Consider the following 23,370-nt stretch of genomic DNA (forward strand, 5'->3'; position numbering starts at 1 on the left):
AGGTACCTCCCCAGACTCGGGTCATAGTACCTGTTCCAGTTGTAATGCAGCCCCGTGCCGGGGACAGGAAGGCCAGTTTCAGCATCTATGCCCTCTGTCTCCTTGTCGTAGTATTGGCCGGGGAAACGGAGGTTGCTCACGATTCCTTCATTTGTGACCTGGGTCTCGCCAAAGGCCTTCGCTTCCCCGGCCCAGACGACATCCCACGTCTTGTCCCTCACGGCCTTCCGGGGCGTGCCGAGGTGATCGTTGAGGTACCAGGCAATGCCTCCCGAGCCCATCTGGAGGAGCGGATTCGTGCCCCAGGGCGACTCCGGCACCCAGGCGTAGGCCTTGGTAACGGCGCCTTCCGAGATCTCGGCCGCCAGTCCCTGGCTGGAATAGAGGTAGCTCGTCTTCACGGTCCCCGTCTGCTTCCAGGTCCTTCTGCTGAATGCGTCGTACCCGTAGGTCGTGACCGGAGGGATCTCGTCCCCGGTGCTGCGGTCGATGTTGGCCACGCGCACCAGCCGGTTCAGGACGTCGTACTGGTACCTCTGCTTGAGGCTCGAAGTGACCCTCTCCTCGACGTTGCCGTTCGCGTCGTACACGTACTTGGACGTGTCATAGATCGTGAGTTCGTTGTTCTCATTCACCTGCCACGTCGAGCAGGGCGGCGAAGGGCATGACGGACTCACGTCCTGCGTCACGCACGGCGGAGTCTCGCAGAACTTGCGATTGCCATTGAGGTCATAGTGGAACGTCTCGATCGGGGGTTCCTGAGACGCGACCGAGATCAGTTGGCCAAAATGATTGTAGCGGTAATCGAGGACGCCGCCATCCGTCCGGCGCAGCAGATTGTCGTTCCTGTCGTACTTCGAGTAGCCGAGGTTCAGCGTGTCGTTCGGGAGCGAGGACACCCTGCCGCTTATCCGCGTCGGGCGCATCAGGTCGTCGTACGTGTAACTCTTCGTGAACCCTTCCGGCAGGACGACGGATTGCGGCGCGTACCAGACATAGTCACCGAAACCAACCGACGGGAACGCCGTCGCGCCGTGCGCGCGGATCCCAATGTTCGCAAGGCGCTTGTAGGGATCATAGCCGTACCAGTACCCGGTCGGCTCGTCCGACCCGGGCACCGGCGCGGCAAGCGACTGCAGACGCCCGTCCCGATAGTAGGTGTAGGCGATCGACTTGCCGGCTTCCGCGGAAGTTTCCGTCAGCGCGCGTCCGTACTTGTCCCGCGTGAAGGAGACCTGGGACGAGAACGCCCCGTCGCCCTGCTTCACTCTCACGTCGACGAGGGCATCAAGCTCGTTGTAGACGTAATCGATCGTCTGGGTCTGGCCGGGGGGGAGCGGTATCAACTCCTCGCGCTCCAATCGCCCGCGGGCGTCGAACGTCCTGACGATGCTCTGTTGCTTCTTGTCCTTGATCGTCTGATAAGACTTATGCACCTCGTCATTGTAATCGTAGGTGATCTCCTGGAATGGGCCGTCGATGTCACCAGGCCGAAACACCTTGACGACCCGTCCCTTGAGATCCCGCTGGTAGACGTACTTGTAGTCGTCGTCCGGCTCGGCAGTGGCGTTGCCCTTCCTGTCGATGACTGCGACGAGATTGTCCCGGCAGTCGTACCTGAAGACCTCGGTTGCGGCCGGCGCAGCGGGGAGTTCCAGATCCGCAGGCAGCGTGCCGTAGTACTCGATCTCGGCAAGCCTGCCGAGGCGGTCGTAGAGGCGTCTCACCGCCCGGTGCTGGACGACCCACGTCTCAGCGCCTTCGACGAGGAACTCTTCGATCTCGGTGACAAAGGTGCGGTTCGTCGTGTATCCGTACCGGAACTGGCGCGTGCTGATCGGCGTCAGAGTCCCGTCCTGGTTCTCCGTGCCGCGCGTCTCGGTCACGACCCGATGCATTCCGTCGTAGGTGAATTCCCTGGCGTACGTCGGGTAGGCGATACGCCAGATGTCGAAGTACCCCTTCTCGCCCGCGGGCACGTTCTCGTGGTCGTAGTACCGATACTCGACCTTGTTGGCCTCCTCGGTGGTTTCCTGATCGCCGTCGACGTCGTACGTGGACTGGAGCCGGCGGTCCGCATAGTAGGTAAAGACCTTCTGGCTGACCACCTCCACCTCGTCGGCAACATCATGGTCGACCAGGCGCGTGACCCGACCGTCTCTCGTGGTCCACACGGCAAGAAGCTTTCGGTCGTCGTCGGGATCGCGCTCCCTCTGGATCTTGAAGGCAGACTCACTCGAGTAGTCGACGAGCGAATGGAAGACGACCGGCGCACCGTCCTTGATCCTCGTGGTGCTGATGATGTCGCCGACATTGTTGTAGACGTACTTGACCATCGGATCGACGCTCAGGTGCAGGGGATCGTCGACCTCCAGCAGCCGCCCCTGGTTGTCGTAGATGTATGACCACACCCCCTGTCCCCGCACGGTGCGCTTCTGCGCGTTGCCGGCCGCGTCGTAGTCTTCGTATTTCACGGCCGTGACGAGCGGAGTATCCAGCGTGAGGCGCGGTTCAGCCACCTCGTGCACGCGGCCATTGTCGGCATGGAACGTGTAGCTGGTGATTGCGGCGGCGGCGACCTCGCCCGAGACGGTCACCGTGTCCGGCTGGCCGAACAGCGTGTAGCCCGCGTATTCGCGAACCCGCAGGCAGTTCGTCCCTTCGCCGCTCGCGTCCACCCCGTCGCAGCCCTCGGCTTCCTTGGCGACGTCGTATCCTGCGTAATGGTAGACGGCCTTGCTGAAGTCAGCCCATCCGCCTTCCACTGGACGCCGCCGCGTGATCGACTGGATCTGCCCCAGGTCGGTGTAGGTGTAGTCGTCTCGTGAACCGTCGGGATAGGACACCGAAGTCACGTCGTTCATCGCGCCGGACGAGTTTCTGTCGTAAAGGTATTTCGTGACCGCGCCCTTGTCGTCCCTCACTTCCTGCCTGAGCCCGTCCTTGAAGGAGAAGGTGGTGATCTCCTCCACCACCTGATTGCCCATCACGATCTTCTTGGCCTCGCCGCCCTCGTGGTACCAGATCTGCTTCCGGAAGCCCTCCGGCACATTGGTTACGGTGACGTGGATCTGCTTGTCGTGCACGTCCGTGTATTGCGGGACCACGTAGTAGCACATATACGCAGTGGGAAGATCAGTATGGCCACTATACGACCGTCTCGGGCAATACAGCCAAGGATCCTGCCGCTGACACCCGTCCAGCGAGACGTGCTCGTCGCTGCAGATCTGGAAGTGCTCGTCCGACTCCTCGGCAAGGACCTCATACGCGAAGCTGTGCCCCTCGCCGTTTCGATCGAGCACGCTCTTGACATATCCCGTCGCCGTCTCGTAGTCGATGGTGATCGTTCCGCGCTCGTCGGTCTTGCTGGCGAGGGGATGGGGCGCCTCGGGGCGGTACGTGTAGGTGCGGTCGCTGAACTCCAACTCGCTGTTGCCAGGGTAAGACCGCACGGCCTGCAGGAGGAGCTGGCCGCCATAGTCTTCGTAGAAGTACCGAACCCTGCGCACGCCTTCATCCGTCGTGCCGGCGGTTGTCCTGACCTCCCTCAGGCGCCCGTCCTCGTAGTACTCGTACCAGAGGACCTGGCGACTGGCCTGGGTCACGCCATCGAACGCCAGAACACCCATCACCCTGCCTGCCTCCAGGACAAGCTCGGCCAGCTTCCGCCCGCGGTTCCCGTAATACAGGATCCTGCCGTTGTAGTTGTACTTGATGAACTCGCCACGCCGGTCCTGCCAGAAGAACCAGTCCTGCGAGGGATGATCGGGATCAGGAGCGTAGGCGGTGATCGTCTCGGTGCCCCGGCTGAAGACGTTGGAGCCGGCCTGCGCCGGCAGGAACTCATAGTCGTCCTTGACGATCTTCACGATATGACCGTCGTCATCGTCCCTCGTGATGTCGAGGCGCCGCGTGTGGTTCCACCTCCAGCCTCTGTTCTTGTACTCTCGGGCGACCCGCACCTCGCCCCCGGGAACCGCGACCACAAGGTCGACCTCGTCGTCTGAATACGTCCCCTTGAGCAGGTCCACGCACGAACTCGTCGGCTGTGTGGTGGCGCACTTACTCGTTGCCGGGTTCTGCGGCTGATCGGGTCCCTGAGGTCCGGGCGGCGGTGGATCGCCCGAGCCGTTGCCACCTCCGGTTCCATCGCCTGCGCCGCCGCCCCCGCTGCCCGTCGGCAGGCAGCGCGCGCCCGTGATGGGGGATGGTTTGGGGTCGTCGCGAGGCTCCCGCGGTTGCGTTGTCCCGGTCGGGTTGGGCTCCCGGCAGATGTCGACCTTGCCCTCGCTCGTCTTCCCGCTGAAACAGTCATAGTAATAGACGATCTTTTCGCAGCCATCGCTACTGTCGTCGTTGCTTTCGGCGCTCGTCTTGGTCACCCGCAATGTCAACGTGAAGCTCTGCCCGGGCGCCAACGTGTCGGGAATGCTTCCCAGGGACTCGTGCAGGTAGCCCACGTCCTGGGCAAGCAGCAAGGCGACGTCCTTCGCCGTGACCAGCCCGTGATTGGTGACGACGAAGTCGCCGAGGTAGTAGTCCCCGACGTTCCCTGCCGGCGCCGGGTACGAAGCCGGCCGAGCCACGAGCACCGCCGCAGGGACGTCCGTCTTGTACGTGACGTTCATCACATACCGGTACACGTCAGGGACGGTGGTCTCCACCAAGTCCCAGGTGATGGTCACGAGCTGGTAATTGATGAAGACGCTTTCCGCCGTCGTGACCGCCGGACGGACGATGGCCCGGCCGAGGTACTCGTCGTGGCTGGACGCAGTGATCCGCACCCGATACGCCCCCGCCGGCACCGCCGCGAAGTAAGCCTCGCCGTAGGCGTCGGTGGTCAGGGTTTGCTCGAGGCTGGGGACCAACTCGTTCTGCAGCGTGACGCGCGCACCGGAGACGCCCTGGATCACGGCGCCGCCGGCATCGAGCGTGCCGGTGTAGATGTCGCTGATCTTGAAGATGACGCCCCCGACGCCCGACTGCGTCACGGTGACGTAGATCGGGACATCGGAGCCCTCGTAGCCCGTGCCGCTGACGCGCAGCAGGAAGGAATGGATCCCCTCGGTCGCGTCCGCCGGCGGGCTGAAGCCGATGCTGATGCCCTGCTCCGCGCCGGGCGCAATGGTCCCGACCTGCGCCGCCGTGAGGAGCTGCACCCAGGAGGGCGCCGGCGTGCCGTCGAGGTTGACGAGCGCCACGGCCACGCCCTCGACCGGGACGGAGCCCATGTTCTTGAGCGCGAGGGTCTCGGTCACCGTCCCGCCGAGCGCCACCCCCGTCTCGAGGAAGGAGGGCTGCGCCGCAAGCGACGGCAGGGCGGAGGTCACCTGGTAGGAGACGCTGACGAGGCCCCACGAGCCGGCGGGCGTCTCGTCGCTGACGACCGCGATCTTGAACGAGCCTTGCGCCGGGGCATCGTTGTCCACCCAGACGGCGGCGGTCAGCGCGGCGCTGCGGTTCGGCGCGACCGAGGCGACGGCGGCGCCCGGGACGACGTGCACGCCGGACGGGAGAACCCCGCCGGGCTGGTAGGACGCCTCGTAGACCAGCCGCACGTTGGTCGCCGCGGTGGTGGGACCGGCGCTCAGGTTGACCGTGAGCTGGCTTTCGTAGTTGCGCGGCACCGGCATCGTGATCGAGGCCGGCGTCACGCCCAGGCGGTTGATCGTGAACTGGGCCTGCATCGGGCGATCGACGAGCGCGGGGTGCACGGCGGCAACGCTGTAGAGGCCGGACTCGCCGGCGTTCGGGGTGAAGCTGTACGAGAACGTGCCGTCGACACCGGTCGTCACCGGGAACGTGCGGTAGAAGCCGCCGACCCAGACGACGAGGTTCAGCGGCGTCTCCGGCAGGGGCTGGCCGCTGGCGCGGTCCACCGCACGGCCCGCGATCTGGATCGGACTGTCGCCGTTGGAGACCAGCGGCGCGACGGCGGTGACCTCGCCGAAGTAGGGCGTCTCGTCGAGGACGATCTCCCGGCTGGTGCCCACGCCGTCCATCGAGGCGTGATCCGCAAGGCCAAGGTGGTAGTGAATGTGGGAGATCTCGATGCGCGCGCGGACCGTGTCCGGAGAAGCCGCGGGGATCGTGACGGCGATCGGGTCGGAGACGAAGGTCTCCCCCGCGGGGATGCGGGCCACGATGTCGCCGCCGCCGACCGCGACCACCTTGTCGCCTGTCGTCTGCTGCAACTGCCTCGACGAGAGCACGTTGCCGTCCGCATCGAGGAGGCTGGCGGAGATCTCGTTTGACGGACCGGCCCCGCCCGCCTTGGCGAGGAGGATCTCGATCTCCTCGGGGCCGGTGTTGCGCAGCTCGAAGCGGACGTTGCCGCTGGCGCCGCGCACGAACGCCTCGTTCGTCAAGTCCAGCGCCAGCACGCCGTCGCCGAGGGTCACGGCCTCGTCGCGCACGATCTCCACCTTCTCGCCGGCGTTCGGGACGATCTCGACCGTCGCGGTCAGCGTCGCCGCCGTCGGCAGCTCGCGCGCGCCGCCGACGAGGAGGCTGACGGCCTGCGAGGCGCCGGGCGCCAGCGTGACCTCGGGCGTGGCGTAGGACTGCCCGCCGAGGGCGACACGCAGCCGGGCGTGCTCGACCTGGGTCGTGCCCGCGTTCGACAGCGCGTACTCCAGCCGGTTGAAGAGCCCGCGCTGGATGGTCGCCCCTGCCGCACGCGCCGCGGTGACCGTGGGCAGAGCGATGCTGCGCTTGACGCTCTCGTAGCCCTGCCCGTCCACGGCCGTGATCGCGTAGAGGCGCATGCTGCCCGTCCAGCCGGTGTCGGTGTACGAAAGGCCCGGGATCGGCTGGGCGTTGAGCTTCACGTCCGCGGCACCGCCGAGCGGGTCGCGCAGGTAGACGTTGTAGCCGGCAAGCCCCGTGGCGGCGTGCGTCCAGGAGACGACCGGGTGGTCCGCGCCGCTCTGAACGACGTTCAGGGTGGCGACCGGCAGGAGCTGCGCGTTGAGGTAGGCGTTCTCCGACGGCGCCGACTCGTTCCCGCTCGCGTCGACCGCCGTGACGGCGTAGTAGTGGTCCGTCGGGGACGGCTGGGCGTCGAGGACGTGGGTGTCCGCCAGGTGCGTCTTGACCGGGGTCAGACCGGCAGTCGCGGCGATCGGGCTCGCGGCCCGGTAGAGCGAGTACGTGATCGACTCGTTGGCGACGGGCGGCTGCCAGGTCGCGTCGACGCCCGTTCCCGAGAGCGTCAGAGTCAGCGCGGTGGGCGCGCCGGGCACGGTCGCGTCGGAGTCGGCCTGCACCGTCGCGCTCTGGGCGCTGAGCGACTCCTCGTCGTTTGCGATGCGCACACTGGCCACGGCGTAGGCGTAGGTCCCCTCCGCGGCGGGGGTGTCGACCCACACGGTTGCGGCCGCGGTGCGCTGGAAGGCGGAGAGGGCCTGCTCGCCGGGCGCCTGCCGGTAGAGCTGATAGTCCGCCGCGCCGGCAACCGGCTGCCAGGTGATCCTGATCGCGCCCGCAGCCTGCGAGACGGCGGCCACGCCCTGGGGCACCGGCAGCGGCGGGAGGCCGCCCTGGTAGATCTGGAAGGCGTTGGCCCCCTGAACCGCACCGCCGGAGTTGCCGAGGTCGTCGACGGCCGCGAGGGCGAACGAGAGCGTCTCGGGCGCGGCCTGCCCGGCGTCGGCCGGGAGCTGGCACGTCCCGGTCCAGGTCGTGCCGGAGACATTGGTGATGGAGGCGAGCGCCGCCGGCTGGCGGCCGACCCCTGACAGCAGGCAGGTGATATCCGGCGCCTGCGCGGGGGCCTCGTCGAGGACGAACGTGACCAGGACGGCGGCCGGCGCGGCCGGATCGTTGTGGATCGGCGCCGGCGGCTGGACGGCGATGGACGAGACCCCGGGGCCGCGGGTGTCGAGGAGGATCGTGCCGCCGGCGAGGATGTCGTGCCCGGCGTTGCCCGTGAAGTCACGGCCGGAGAAGACGGCCTGCGCCGTCCCCGAGGGGGTCGTCGCCCCGACGGTGAGGCGCCCCGTGTAGGTCAGATCGTCGGTCGCGGTGAGCACGATGGGCAACGGCGCGCCCCCCGCGGGCGTGAAGCTGAGGAAGGGCACCGCCTGCAGGCGCTCGCTCGCGCGGAGCGTCACGTCGATGGCGCCGCGGCCGAAGCGGCCCGACGCCGCGTCGTACGGGCCCTGCGGGGCGTAGGCCAGCGAGAGCGCGGCCGGCGCGGTCCCGTCGGCGCTTGCCGAGACCTCATCGGAGAGGTCGCTCTCGTTGCCCGCCATGTCCTCGAGGCTCACGCGGTAGAAGTACCGACCCTCCGGCTGCGGATGGTCGTCCCAGGAGGTCGACGCGGCGGCGACCGTGGCGACCTTCGTCGCAGCGGCGGGCGTGGAGAAGCTCTGCGACGCGCGGTAGACGAAGAAGGAGCGCGGCTGGATCTCGACGGGCCGCGACCAGGCGAGGCGGATCGCCCCCCCCGCCAGCGCCTGTGCCGACAGGCCGCCGGGGGCGGCGGGCAGCGTGCGGTCCAGGGTGGCCGCGAGCGTGGCGCTGGCGGGCCCGATCCCGGCGCGATTCTCGCCGGTGGCCACGATGGCGTTCGCGCCGTCGGCGAGCGTCACATTCCCCGAGAAGCTGGTGCCGGTCCCGGTTGCGACGCTGAAGGCGGGCTGGCCGTTGACGCTGACGGCCACGGTCGCGAAGCGGTCCGCCGTGCCGGAGACGGCCAGCGTCGGGTTGTTCGTGCTCACGCCGGAAACCGGGCTGGTGATCGTCGGCGCCGCTGGCGGGGCCAGCGCGACCGTGATCGGGTGCGTCACCGTCGTCGAACGGCCAAGCGTGTCGTAGGCGACGGCGCCGAGCGTGTGCGGCCCGTCGCTCGTTGCTGTCACGTCCCAGAGGTAGGTGTAGGCCGGGCTGCCCGACCAGTCGACCGAGCGCACGGCCCCGTCGAGCAGGAACTCGACGCGGGCGACGCCCGAGCCGTCAGTCGCCGAGACGCTCAACGTCGCCGGGCGCGTCAGCAGCGCGCCGTCGGCGAGGGCGATGCCGTCCGCGGTGAAGGCCGTGATCTCGGGACCGACCGTGTCCGGGACCGGCGTCGCCTCGACAGTCGTGACCTGGTCGCGCTCGCCGTCCAGGGTGTTCACGGTCGTCACCGCGAAGTAGTACGGCGTGTTGTTCGTCAGGCCGCCGACGTTGGCGGTCGTGCTCGTGGTCGTGATTCGCGGCGACATGAACTCGACGCTCGTGAAGGGCGTCGGGCCGGCGTACACCGCATAGTGTTTCCGGTATTGGGCCAGCCCCGCGGACGACCAGCTGACCGTCGCGTAACCGCTCCACGGCTGCACGGTGACGTCCCCCGGGTTCGGCAGGACCGTCGGCGCCGTGAGCGAGACGCCGGTGCTCTCGTTGCCCGTGCCGTCCACGGACGTCACGCGACAGGTATACGCCGTCCCCTCAGCCAGCCCGCTGCGATCGAAGGAGAGCTGGGTCTTCGGCAGCGTGACCGGGGAATCCGCGCCGAAGTAGACCTTGTATTTGTCCAGGTCGCCCTGGGTGTCGTCCGAGGCGTTCCACGCGAAGACCAGGCGCTGATCGAGGCTCTGGGCGCGGAGGTTCGTCGCATTCTCAGGCGGGACGCCGTCCTGGGTCACGGTCGAGATGGGCGTGACCGAGATCCGCTCGTTGTTGTGGATGTCCACCGCCACAACCGCGCACCAGTAGCTGGCGCCTCGCGTCAGGCCGGTTGCAGTGTAGGTGAAGGTGCCGGCGTCGACCGTCGCGGTCGGCGGCACGCCGCTGACCTGCGTGAAGAGATGATCCAGGACAAAGATCTTGTAGTAGTCGACGTCCCCCTGCCCCTGCTCGTCGTAGCCGGTCCAGTTCAGCGCCACGGTCGTACCGGTGCCGCTGCCGTTGGCCGTGAGGTTCGAGACCGGCAGCGGCGCGACGTCGTCGTAGACAATCGTCACGGTCACGGCGCCGCTTTGGTTGCCGGCGACATCGCGCGACGTGATGGAGAGGGTATTCGTTCCGGCGGCCAGGTGGTACAGATAGGACCACGTCGTCGAGGCGTCGTTCGCCGCGACGGCTGCCGCGCCGTTGATCCAGATGCCCGAGTTCGCGCCCTTGGTCCCCGCGAGCGTCTGGTTCGCGTTATTGGTCGGACTGGTCACGGGGCTCACCGTTGGCGCCTGCGGCGGCGTCGCGTCGTAGGTGAAGACGGACTGGTTCACGGCGAGGGTGTTCCCGGCGAGATCGGTGGCCGTCATGACCGCGCTGTAGGCGCCCTCGGCAAACTGCCCCGTCGGCGTGAAGCTCACGATGTTCGTCGCCGGCACGCTCCAGGCGCCCGCCACGGTCTGGCTCGCCCCGTCGCGGAGCGCAGCAGTCGAGAGCGTAGCCGTCGCGTCGATCGAAGTGCTCTGGTCCGTGAACGTGAGGACCACCTGCGCCGGGCGCACGTTCGACACGGTGCCGCTGGCCGGCGTCGTGCCGGCGAGCGTCGGCGCCACGGTGTCCTTGATGATGGCGAAGGGCACGTCAGGGCTGCGGTTGCCGGCGGCGTCCCGCGCAAAGAGGACGTGGGCATTGGCGCCCTCGACGAGCGTGAGAGGATACGACCATGTGGTTGCTGCGTCGAGCGCGACGACCTGGGCATTGTCCAACCAGATCGACGTGCCTGAGTCCTTCGTGCCGGAGATCGTCTGCGATGTCGCCCGCGTGATCGGCGAGACCGCATTCAGGCCGGGGCTGCCGGGCGCGCTCAAGTCGACGCTGAAGACGACCGTGGCCATGCCGCTGTTCCCGAGCGGGGTGTCCGCGGGATTGACGGTGACCGTGTAGGTGCCCGCACCCAGCGGCGCCTGGGGCGTGAAGATCAGATGGTTGTATGACGTGGACCACGTTCCCGGGACGGCAGCGCTGCCGCCGTCGAGAACGCCCGCGCCCGTCAGACTGGCCGCAGGATCGACCGCGGTTGCCGCGTCGACGAGCGTAAGATCGATCGCCTCGACGACCCGCCGCTGCGCGGAGCCATTGGCCGGCACCGCGATGTAGAGGTACGGGGGCACGGTGTCGCGCACGATCGCCGCGGTGACCGTGCGGCTGGTCATGCCGGCCGGCGTGCGCGCCTGGAGCGCGACCGCGTTGTTCCCCTCGGTCAGCGCGAGGCTGTAGCTCCAGCTCGTCTCCGGCCCCGCCGGAACCTGCTCGACCCCGTTGATCACGATGGCCGACCCGGCGCCCTTCGAGCCCGTCAGGAGCTGCGAGGAGGCTCCGGTCGGCGAGACCACCGGGTCGAGAGTCGGGTCCGGCGGGGTCTCCAGCGTATTGAGCCAGTCGGCGTAGTCCACCAGCCCCTTGGCCGAGTTGTCGCGGTAGTCGTAGATCGCGGCGATGTTCGCGCTCGTGCCGGCCGCGATCATCTCCGGCGTCGTGGTCGTTCCCCACCAGTTGCCCCGCGCGTTGACCGCGCCCGCCGCGTCGTTGTAGAGATCGTACCCCGTATTGTCGTGGAGGTTGTTGGCGGCAAGGGTTGCAGAGCCGCTGGCCGCCAGGTAGACGCCGCGCGACGCGTTGCCCGTCACGGTGTTCCCCTCGAGGCGCACCGCGTCGGCGGTGCTCGTCGCGGAACACCAGATGCCCTCGAGCGTGTTGTCCTGCACGGTGTTGTTGCTGAACGAGAGGGCGCCGATCGTATTGAATCCCGTGGAAACCGTGACCTTGACGCCCCGGATGCCGTCCGAAGCGGTATTGCCGACGAGCCGCAGGGTGGAGGACTGCGTGGTGTTCGACGTGATCTCGATGTTCGTGCCGGAGCGCAGGACTGTGTTGTTCTCGATGGCAATCTGTGCCTTCATAGAAGAGTTGGCCGCGATGCTGATTCCCTGCGAGACGTTGTCCCGGATCGTGTTGCCGCTGATCGCCAGCGGGACCGTCTGTACCACGCTCGCCGTGCCCGTGTAGGAGAACCCGGCCTGACCGTTGTTGGCGATCAGGTTGCCGCTGATCACCGGCCGCAGCGGGCCCGTGCCCTGGGTGGTCACGGCGATGCCGTTGCCGCCGTTGCCGCTGACCGTGCTGCCGGAGATGCTGAAGACCGTGTCGGCAGTCCCCGACCCGCTGGCGGCGATGCCATCCACCGCGTTGTTACGCACGGTCGTCTGTTGCACCACGAGCTCGTCCGTCCCGGCATCCGCCGCGAACGTGACCCCGGTCCGTCCGTCCTCGACGGTTGCGTACCGCAGGCGGGTGGAGCCGAAGACGCGCAGTCCGTACCAGTCGCCCTGCCGTCCGGTGCTCGTGGTGAACTCGATCGGCGCACCCTCGGCGCCCTCGGCGAAGATGTTGCCCAACCCGACGATTTCCGTGCGCGCGGCGTCACTCCCGCCGAAGGTCGCGTCGACCAGCGACGGCGCGATGACCGTCGTGCCGGGCAGGATCGTGAGCGTGGCCCCCGCCGGCACGGTCACGTCGCCCTCGAGCGCCACTGTCCCGGACCAGGTCTCGCTCGCCGAGAGCGTGCCGCTGACCGTCGGACGGCCGGCCTGCACCAGCAGGTCGGTCCCCGCGCCAGGGGTCTCCTGCCCGCCGTCGGCGGCGATGACACGCGAGAGCAGCGTGTAGCTCCCCGCGAAGATGTCCGGGGCGCTCAAACTCCAGAGGCTCTTGCCGGCAAAGCGCGTGTCCGGGACCGCGTCCGCCCAGGTCTGGCCGTTGTCGAGGCTCACCTGCACCCGGTCGATGCCAGCCGGCGCCTGCGCGACGCCCTCGACGAGGATGGTCCCCTCGCCGCGGGTCGTCGCGCGCCCCGGGGTGAACATGCGCGAGAGCGGACCGGTGAGGCCGGTCAGCTCGGCGCCGGACCACTCGGTGTAATTGACGATGCCGATGGCGCTGTTGTCGAAGTAGTCCGTTATCCCGGCCATGTTCCCGAGAGTCGCCGCCGCGGCCATCGCGGCCGTGGTTGTCGCCCCCCACCAGTTGTGCCGCGCATCGACAGCACTCGCCGACTCGTTGATCAAGGCGGCGTCGTCGTTGTCCTCCACGTTATTGAAGAGCACGCGAGCCACGGTCGGGACCTTGAGCCGGATGCCGGCGCCCCAGTTCCCGGAGACCGAGTTGAATGCGACAACGCCGGACAATGCATTGGCCGTGGTGTTCAGCGTGCGGCAGGAGATACCGTCTCCGCCGTTCCCCAGTGAGCGGTTGCCCGTGATCTCCGCGGCAAGCGACGCGAGGCTGCCCGTGAGCTTCGCGTCGCAGCGAATGCCGTTGCCGGCGTTGCCCGACACGGTGTTGTCCGTGATCTGGATGCGCGGACTGCTGCCGGTGTTTCCGTCGACCGCGTAGGCCGAGATCCCTTCCGAGCAGCCCGTGACGGAATTGCCGACCGCGTCGAAGACGATGTCCCCGTATTCCGCGTGCGCATAGATGCCGTTGCCGCAGGCGCGCACCTCGGTGCCGCGGACCGTGTAGCGCGTCCGGCCGCCGGCGGTGCTGCTGCTGTTGTGAAGGTAGATGGCGGTCTCGCCGGTGTCGTGCACGAGGCTGGCGGTGACGGTCGCAGTGACCTCCGTCAGGCTGTTCTCCGCGTAGCAATGCAACCCCTTCTTGAGCGCGTTCGCGACCTCGCTCTCGCTCACGGCGAGGGTGACCCGGGCGGAGTTGCGCGCCCAGAGGTAAAGTCCGTCCTCCGTGAAGTTGCGCAGGATGCAGTGGCTGAGCGAGACCGCCGCCGTGTCGCCGTCGGCGTCGACGTTCACGCCGGTGACTGCATTCTCCACGGTGACATACTCGAGGGTCAGCGCCGAACCGCTGGTCGCCGGCTGGAACCGGATCCCCTGCCAGTCGCCCCTGGCCAGTCCGGTGCTCGTCGAGCCGAAGACGATCGGGTTCGCCGCGGTGCCCCGGGCGATCAGCGAGCCGGAGACGACCAGCTCCGCGAGCGTCGTCGCCGCCCCGCCCGCCTGATCGTCGGCGAGCGACGCGAAGCGGATCACGGTCCCGGGCTCCACCGTCAGCGTCCGACCCTCGGGCACCGTGACGTCCCCGCTGATCGCGACCACACCCGTCCAGGTCTCGTCGGCGACGAGCGTCCCCGACGTCGTGGGCAACGCGCCGTCGAAGGTGAGCGTGATCCCGGCTCCCGGGGTCTCGATGAGGTCGGCCCGATCGATCACGCGCGAGCGGATCGCATAGATCCCATCCTCCGGAGCCGTCCAGTCGTGGTACCACTGCTCCCGCCCCTGCGCGGGGGCCCAGCTTGCGCCGCCGTCGGTGCTCACTTCGACGTACGCGACGCCATTGGGCGAGACGGCGACGCCCTCGATGCGGGCGTGACGCGACTTGTAGGCGCCGCTCGCCGGAGCCACGATGCGCGAGAAGAGCGCCGCGGGCCGGGTCACCGCAGCGGAGAGCCATTCCGCGTAATCGACGCGCCCGAGCGTCCCCGTGTCGTAGACGTCGGTGATCTCCCCGATGTCCTTCGGGTTGCCGCCCGCGGCCATGATGGCCGTGGGGGCCGCCCCCCAGTAGTTCATCCGGGCGTTGACGGGCGAGGACGTCTGGTTCGTCAGCGCCTGGCCGCCCGCATCCCCATCCAGGTTGTTGAACCAGGCGGTCGTGGCGGCGCTGCGCTCGAGCTGGAGCCCCGCACCGCTGTTGCCGTGGACGTCGTTGTAGACGATGGCAGTTTCGCTGCCGGCGCCCGACTGGCAGTAGATTCCGTACCCTGTGTTGCCATAGACCTCGTTGAGCGTCACCACGGCGTGCAGGCGGTTCTGCGTCGAGGCGCTGCTCCAGAGCTTCACGCCGTTGACGGCGTTCGCGTACACGGCGTTGCCGGTCACTTCCGCGCTGAGGCCGACGACCGACTCCGAGGTGCAGTCGATCCCGGCGGTGCGATTGTGGTGCAGTTGATTGCGCATGATCGCCACCGTGAAGGGACGATCGTCCGTCGAAAAACCGTAGCCATGGCAGGAGATGCCGTTCCCGGCGTAGGAGACCGTGTTGTCGGCGAGTGTGGCCTTCAGGCCGCCCGAGAGCGCGGAGCAGTGGATGCCGTTGCCGTTGGCACTCGTGATCGTGCTGCCGCGGACCGAGAGTCCGAGGCGCGTCCCGGCGGGGGCGAGGGCGTATACGCCGTCGCCCGAGGTGTTGCGGAGCGTGCAGCCATTGATGCTCAGCTCGGAATCCGTGGCCGTCGCCGCCGCCGTCGCGCTGACGCCCACCGTCGCATACTCGACAGTGCACTGCGTCAGGTTCACGGTGGCCGCGGCTGTGGTCGGCGCCAGGCGGATCCCGTACCAGTCGCCGGAAGTCGGCGTCGGTGACGACGACGTGAAGAGGATGGTGCTGCCGGCTGCGCCGGCGGCGTCGAGCGTCCCCTGGACGATCAGCTCCGCCCGGGCCGGGTTGGCGCCACCGGCCTGATCGTCGCGCTGAGAGGGGAAGATCACCGTCGTCCCCGGGGCGATGGTCAGCGTCACGCCCGGCGGGACGGTCACGTCTCCGGTGAGCGTGACCACGCCCGACCAGGTCTCGTCCGCCGTCAAGAGTCCGGACGTCGTCGGGAGGGTGTGATCGATGGAGACCGCGATGCCGGAGCCGGGCAGTTCCATGAGCCCGGCGCTGTCGGTAACCCGCGTCAGGAGCGTGTAGGAGCCGTCCCCGGGCGCCGCCCAGTCGTAGCTCCAGAAGTCAGTACCCTGGGCCGGGAACCACGTTTCGCCCCCGTCGGCGCTGACCTCGACGAGCGCGACCCCGGCCGGCGCCACCGCGATGCCCTGGACGTGGAGCGTGCCGAGCTTGTGGACGCTGGCCGTGGCCGGCCAGAAGATCCGCGAGTGGGGCACCGTCGGCAAGACTTCCGGCGCCGCGAGCCAATCAGCATAGTCGACCCTGCCATAGCTCGCGCTGTTGTAGTAGTCACGGATCCGCTCGATATCCTTCGGGTTCCCGCCGCTCTCCATCTGCGCACGGGCCGCTTCGCCCCAGTAGTTCCTCGCGGCATCGACGCCGTTGACGCTCTGGTTGTTGAACTCGTAGCTCCCCCCCGACCCCCAGAAGCCGTTGAAGGCGGCCCTGGACCCGGCTCCAGCCGGCTGCAGAAACACGCCGTCGCCGCCGTTCCCGTGGACGTTGTTCAGCAGGAAGCGGGCGGGGAGCAAAGCACTGTAGGAGATCCCGGTGCCGGCGTTGTCATGAACGTCGTTGAGGGCGAAGAGGACATCCGGGGCCCCGGAGTTCACAGGAAGGGAACTCTGGAAATAGACTCCCACCGCGGCGCCATGGTGAACGTTGTTCGCGGTGAACTCGTTCGCGGCGTACGTGACGTTCGACTGGCTGATGAGGATGCCATAGCTGGTGCTGTTGCGGAGCTCGTTGCCGCGCACGACGCTGACGAGGCCTTGTGACGGAGTCCATTGGTCTTGGCAGTAGATCCCGTAGGTGTGACCGTCGACCAGATTGCCGACGATCGTCCGGTCGAGGTCTACACCACTCAGGTACGTATTGATCCCGTAGGTCCCGTTCGAGAGGATCTGGTTGCCGCGCACGGTGAGGGTGGACTTCGTGCCCCCGCCGCCCTGATTGCCAAAGTACGCGTAGATCCCCCCCAGGAATGTCGAAGAGCCCGCGTTGCCGGAGATGATGTTTCCGAAGATGTCCGCCGTGATCAGCCCCCACTGCCCGTAAAGGTGGATGCCGTAACTGCCGTTTGCGCTGATGGTGCTGTTGCTCACGGCAAACGCCAGCGGCGAGGCAGGGTACGAGGCAAACGCGTAGAGGCCGCGCCCCGAGCAGTCGGTGATGGTACTGCCGTCCACCGTCACCGTGGCGATCGAACCGCTGTTGGCCGCGACCGCAACCCCGTCCGCGGCATGATGCTGCACGGTGACTCCCGAAAGGGAGACGTTCAGGGCGTGCGCCCCGGCCGTCGCCGAAATGCCGTTGACCGCGTATTCGACGACGGCGTGCTCGAGCGTGAGGGACGCCGCGCCGGCCGTGGCGTCGACGCGAATCCCCTCCCAATCCCCCTTGCCCGGGCTGGTCGAATCGGAGGTGAAGCGGATCGGGCTCGCCGCGGTCCCCTGGGCCACCAGCGACCCCTTCACGATCAGCTCGGTACGCGCGGCGCTGGTGCCGCCTGCCTGGTCGTCGCGCAGCGCCGGAAAACGGACGACGGTGCCGGGCGCGAGCGTCAACGTCGCCCCCGCGGCGACCGTGAGGTCCCCCGTGACGGCCACCGTGCCGGTCCAGGTCTCGCTGGTCGTCAGGGTACCGGTGGTCGTGGGCAGCGTGTCGTCGATCGTCACCTGGATCCCAATGCCCACGGTCTCGTAGACGCCGAGTCCGTCACGGGCGCGGGTGAGCACGGTGTGGGTGCCGTTCGCCGGCGACGCCCAGTCATAGGTCCAGGTGTACGTCCCGGTTGCCGCGTGCCAGGAGCCGCCGTTGTCGGTGCTCACCTCCACGAGCGACACCCCCGCGGGCGCGGCCGCAACCCCCTGGATGCGCAGGAGGGAGGTCTTCATGGCCGCCCCGTCGGCCGGGGCGCCGATCCAGGAGACCGGCGCCGTGGGCAGGACTCCGGCGGTGGAGAGCCACGGCGCGTAGTCGACGCCCCCCTTCGCCGCGTCGTCGAAGCGGTCGCGGATGCGGCCGACGTTCTTGGGGTTGCCCCCGTCCTCCATCTCCTGAGTGGCGAGGGTGCCCCAGTAGTTCCAGCGGGCGTCGATCGGCGCTGTCTGCTCGTTCCGCAGCTCGAAGCCGCCTGTGCCGTTGTCGGAGATGTTGTTTCGCTGAACCGTGGCGCCGCGCAGCGCCGCGACTACCAACCCGTCGCCCGCGGCGCCGCTGATCTGGTTGGCAATGACGTCCGCCCCGGGCGCCTGGACGTACGCTCCGCGGCCGTTGCCGGTGACGGTGTTCAGACTGAAGACCGGATCCGGGTTGAGCGAGGCGTCAGGCAGCGAAAGGTACACGCCATCGGTGCCGTTGTCCTGGACGCGGTTGTTGACCAGCTCGACGGTGGCGCCCGTAGTGCCGCTGCCCGAGCGCGTGAGGCTGAGACCGCAGGCGCTGTTGGCGTGCAGGTCGCAGTCCCGGATCGAGACGGTGAAGGGGTAACTGTAAGAGGTCGACGCGGAGGCGGAGAAGATGCCGTTGGTGCACTGCGCGATGTTCGTCCCCCGCGCTTCAAGCGCCAGCGAGCCGTTCGTGCTCCCGAAATCGATCCCGTTCCCGCAGGCGGTGATCGCGCCCCCAACGACGGTGAGCCGCGCCGGACCGGTGCCGCTGGTGTCGCCGTAGATCTTCACGCCTGCGACGTGATCCTGCGCCAGCGTGGAGCCCGTGACGTTGAGACTCAGCTCGGAGTTGCTCAGCCGCGAGTAGCCGTAGACGCCGTACCGCCCGGCTCCCTCGATCTGGCTGTCCCGCACGGTAACGGAGAGTTTCGCCGCCCCTTCGGCCGACGCGAAGACGCCGTCCGTCATCGCGCCGTGGACGGCGCAGTGGTCAAGGGTGACGGCCGGCGTGACCGCAAGGCCCGAGGTCGTCGCGAAGACGCCCACGCCGGTGACCGCGTGCTCGATGGTGCAGTGCGTCAGGTCGACCGTCTGACCGGAGGTGTTCGCCTCCACGCGCACCCCCTGCCAGTCGCCCCGCCCCGGGGAGGCCGACGAAGACGTCAGCAGGATCGGGTTGCCCTCCGTCCCCGATGCCACGAGGTTCCCGCGCACGATCAACTCGCCCAGCCGCGAGTCCCCACCCATGCCCTGGTCATCCTGGCCGGCGGCAAAGCGCAGGGTGGTGCCGGGCGCGAGCGTCAGAGTCACTCCCGCGGGCACGACGAGGTCACCCGCGAGCCAGATGTCGCCAGACCACGTTTCGCTCTGGGCAAGCTGGCCGGAGGTGATCTGCGGGAGCGCGCTGTCGACGGCCACGGCGACGCCCGCGGCGGGGACCTCGAACTGCTCGGAGAGGTCCACGGCCCGCGACAGCAGGCTGTACGAACCATCGTGCGGAGGGCTCCAGTCGTAGTACCAGGACGCCGTCCCCTGCGCCGTCGCCCAGGTGGCGCCGTTGTCCGTGCTCACCTCGACGCGCGCGAGGCGTGCCGGCGCCACGGCCGTCCCGGAAATCCTCACCGTCTGCGCCCTCAGCGTGCTCCCGGCGGCGGGGGCGGTCAGATGCGAGAGGGGCTGCGACGGGCGGGCGAACCCTCCGCCGAGCCAGCCAGCGTAGTCGACCCGCCCGACGGCTTCGTCCTCGGATTGGTCGTAGATGCGCTCGAGGTCTTGGGGGTTCGGCCCGGCATCCATCGCGGCCGTGGTCAGCGGGCCCCAGTAATTCGCCCTGGCGTCGACCAAGGAGGAGCCCTCGTAGCGCAAGTCGTACGCGCCGGCGTTGCCGGTGAACTCGTGGTAGTTGACGCGGGCCAGGGTCCCCGCCGCCAGGTGGAGCGCGTCGCCGGCGTTGTCCCGGATGTCGTTGTAGAGCATCAGGACGCGGAAGGGGCCGCCGACATAGACGCCAGAACCCTGGTTGCCGTAGACCTCGTTCAGCGTGATCGTCGCCTCCGCGGTCCTTCCGGACGTCGCGCTGGTCAGATAGATCCCGTTCGAGGAGTTCTCGTGGACGGTATTGTTATTGACGACAACGCTGGCATTGACGGAGCTCGAGTATTCGGTGAATGCCGCCAGACCGCGCCCGCCGTTGTGGTGCAGGTCGTTGCCGCTGACTGTGAAGGCCATTGGGTATTGGGCGTACTGGTCGCTCGAACTCAGGTGCACGCCGTTGTAGGTGCAGTTGAAGACGGTGTTGTCGAGCACTGCCGCATTCAGCCGGAACTGCAATCCGACCACTGCGATGCCGTGGTGGTAGCCATAGACCGTGTTGCCCACGACGGAGACCGACGAGGGGCTGCTGGAGTTGGAATTATAGCCGTACACATAGATCCCGTGACGGTTAGAGTTGCTGGAGCCGTTGTGGTGCACCAGGTTGTTGCGCACGGTCAGGCCGTACGCGGAATTGCCAGGGCTGGTCGTGTAGAGGTGGATGCCGTGCGCGGTCTTGGTCACGATCGTGTTGCCGTCGATCGCGCCGCCGATCTCGGTGCCCGTCCCCCGGACGTCGCAGGCGACACCCCGGGTTGCCGACACCGTGCCGGTGATGTCGTTGCCCGTGATGTCGACCGTGAGTTTCGCCCCGTTGTTGGCCACGACGGAAATCGCGTCCAGCGTCAAGGTGCGGATCGTGTTGTGGCGCACCGCGCCGCTCTTGAAACCAGCGGTGGCCTGCCAGACAACGGCACTGGTGGCGTGCTCGATGACGCAGTACTCCATGAGCAGCGTCTGCGAACCGACGCCCCAGTTGACCCGCACGCCGCCCCAGTTTCCCGCTGCCGGTACAGCCGCCCCCGACTTGAGGCTGATCGGCAGGGCCGCGGTGCCCGCGGCATTCAGAGACCCCTGCACGATCAGCTCCGTTCGCGTCGTATCGGCGCCGGCGTGCATGTCGTCGGCCGCGGCCGGGAAGAGGACCGTGGTGCCGGGCTGGATGCTCAGCGTGATGCCGTTCGGGACCGTCAGGTCTCCGGTGAGCGACACCGTCCCGCTCCAGGTCTCGTCTGCGGTCAGGGACCCGGACGTCGTCACGGCGCCGACGGCTGCGGGGAAGAGCAGGAACGCGGCAAGCGCCGCAATCGCACCCAACTGTCCGTGATGCTTGCCCATGAGTACCTTCTCCTCGCCGTTGCGGATGGACCGCCCCATCAGTGCTGGTCGTCGCCGGGAAACCGGTCACTAACATGCTGTTCGCCGGCCGCTGTCTGCCGGCACACCGAGGCTTCGTTGAGCGGGCACCGCGGCGCACCGGCGTGCGGACAGACGATGGGCTCGGGCGTGCGACTCCATCGGAGTGACACCGTAGCTTCCCCCCGCTCCCCTTCCCGTAGACGAAGAGTTTCGTCCCCGGGCCCCATGCTGGCGGCAGATAGTGCGATGCTACGGAACCGATCCTTCCCGGGAAGAGATCCTCCGGGACCAGGCAAGACGGCTGGAAAATTAGACGAAGGGGATTGTTCTTGTCAACAATTATCTGTGGGCGCGCGGCGCCGCTCGCCGTAGATGCGCGCCAGGATGATCCCCGAGGCGGTGGCGAGGTTGAACGAGTCGATGACCCCCGTGGACGGGATGCGCACCAGCCGGTCGCAGTGCTCGCGCGTCAGGCGGCGCAGGCCCCCGTGCTCCTCGCCGAGCACGAGGGCGACGCGGCCGGAGAAGTCCACGCGGTCGTAGTCCTCCGCCCCGGCGTCCCCGGCGGCGCCGAAGATCCAGAACCCCTCGTCATCCTTGAGCTTGCGCAGCGTCTGGACGACGTTGCCGACGCGCACCACCGGGACGTGCTCCAGGCCGCCGGCGGCGACCTTCTCGACCACCGGCGTCACGCCGGCCGAGCGATCCTTGGGGATGAGCACGGCCGCCGCCCCCGTGAGCGCGGCGTTGCGGACGACCGCGCCGAGGTTGTGAGGGTCCTGGACCCCGTCGAGCACCACCAGGAGCGCCTCCGCGCGCCCCGCGAGGCCGGCGAGGACGTCCTCCAGCTCGGCGGCGGGCCGGGCCCCGACCTCGGCCGCGACTCCCTGGTGGACCCCGCCGGCGGCCATGCGATCGAGCGCCCTCGCGTCCAGCCGCCGCACGGCCACCCCCCGGCCGCGCGCCAGCTCCTCGATCGCGCGCAGCCGCCCGCCGCGCGCCCCCTCGGCAAGGTAGAGCGTCTCGATCGGTCGGCCGGAGCGCAGCGCCTCCTCGACGGGGTGGACGCCGTAGACGATCCCGGCCCGGGGCTGGGTCATGGGTCGGATCGGCCCCTAGTCCTTCTTGAGCCGCCAGGTCGTCCCGCCGGCGCCGTCCTCGAGCAGGACCCCGCGCTCGAGCAGCTCGGCGCGCACGCGGTCGGCGGCGGCGAAGTCCCGGGCCGTGCGGGCGGCGGCGCGCTCGGCGATCTTCGCCTCGACCCAGGCGGCGTCCACGCCTTCGGCAAGGCCCGACTGCGCGTGCGCCTGCAGCCGCGCGGCCCAGTCCGCGGGGTCGCTGCCGAAGAGCCCGAGCACCCCGCCGATCCGCCGCACGGCGGCGACGAACCCGGCGAGCGTCTCGCGGTCGAGGCCGCCGGAGCGGGCCATCGCCCCGGTGACGGCGCGCGCGGCCTTGAACACCTCGCCGAGCGCGCTGGCGGTGTTGAAGTCGTCGTCCATCGCCTCGCGGAAGCGCGTCTCGAGCCCGGCGACCGCAGCGGCCGCCTCCTCGTCCCGGGGGCCGTCGGCGCCCCCCGCCGCGGGGGCCTGCGCCTCGGCGATCAGCCGGTAGAGCCGGTCGAGCGTCCGCGTCGCGTCCTCGAGCTGCTGGTCCGTGAAGTCGATCGGCGAGCGGTAGTGCGTGCCGAGCAGGAAGAAGCGCAGCGCCTCCGCGTCGAACTTCGCCAGCAGGTCGCGGATCGTGAAGAAGTTGCCGAGCGACTTGGACATCTTCTCCGCGTTGACGTTCACGAACCCGTTGTGCATCCAGATCTTCACGAAGGGCTTGCCGGTCAGCGCCTCGGTCTGCGCGATCTCGTTCTCGTGGTGCGGGAAGGCCAGGTCCTTGCCGCCGGCGTGGATGTCGAGCTGCTCGCCGAGGTGCTTCATCGCCATCGCGGAGCACTCGATGTGCCAGCCGGGGCGGCCGCGCCCCCACGGGCTCTCCCACCAGGGCTCCCCGGGCTTGGAGGACTTCCAGAGCGCGAAGTCCATGGGGTCCTCCTTGCGCTCGTCGACCTCGACGCGCGCGCCGGCGAGCATCTCCTCCAGGTCGCGCTTGCCCAGCGCGCCGTAGGTCGGGAAGGACTTCACGCGGAAGTAGACGTCGCCGTCCACGGGGTAGGCCTTGCCCCTGGCGACGAGGCCCGCGACGTGCGCGATGATCTCGGGGATGTGCTCCGTCGCCTTGGGCTCGACGTCGGCCGGGCGGATGCCGAGCGCCGTCATGTCCTTGACGTACTCGCCGATGTACAGCTCGGCCAGCTCCTTCCAGCCCATGCCCCGCTCGGCGGCGCGCTTGATGATCTTGTCGTCGATGTCCGTGAAATTGCGGACGTATTTGACCTGGTAGCCGGCGAAGGCCAGGTAGCGCCGCACGATGTCGAAGACGAGCGCGCCGCGGGCGTGCCCGAGGTGGCTCAGGTCGTAGACGGTGACCCCGCAGGCGTACATCCCGACCCGCGGGGGCGCGAGCGGGACGAACTCCTCCTTGACACCCGTGCGGGTGTTGAAGATGCGCAGCGCCATGGGCGCTTGATGATAGGGCAACGGCCCGGGTTGTCAACCGCCGCGCTGAAGCTGATCGACGG

3 protein-coding genes are annotated in these 23,370 nt (G+C 68.5%); all 3 read right to left on the minus strand.

Translation table 11 applies throughout. The features are described 5' to 3' along the window. Positions 1 to 20,717: right-handed parallel beta-helix repeat-containing protein (locus VI078_13670; GenBank protein ID HEY6000332.1), on the minus strand; the 20,717-nt coding region annotated here is incomplete at its 3' end. A gap of 353 nt (positions 20,718 to 21,070) precedes the next feature. Beyond that, a complete protein-coding gene (rlmB, locus tag VI078_13675) occupies positions 21,071 to 21,838 on the minus strand; it encodes a 23S rRNA (guanosine(2251)-2'-O)-methyltransferase RlmB (GenBank protein ID HEY6000333.1) in 768 nt (255 codons plus the stop codon). A gap of 15 nt (positions 21,839 to 21,853) precedes the next feature. Further along, positions 21,854 to 23,308 (minus strand): cysteine--tRNA ligase, encoded by a 1,455-nt coding sequence (cysS, locus tag VI078_13680; GenBank protein ID HEY6000334.1) that lies wholly within the window; start codon positions 23,306 to 23,308, stop codon positions 21,854 to 21,856. Between the last annotated feature and the right edge of the window lie 62 nt (positions 23,309 to 23,370).

The sequence above is a fragment of the bacterium genome (assembly GCA_036524115.1).
Classification (GTDB): domain Bacteria; phylum JAUVQV01; class JAUVQV01; order JAUVQV01; family DATDCY01; genus DATDCY01.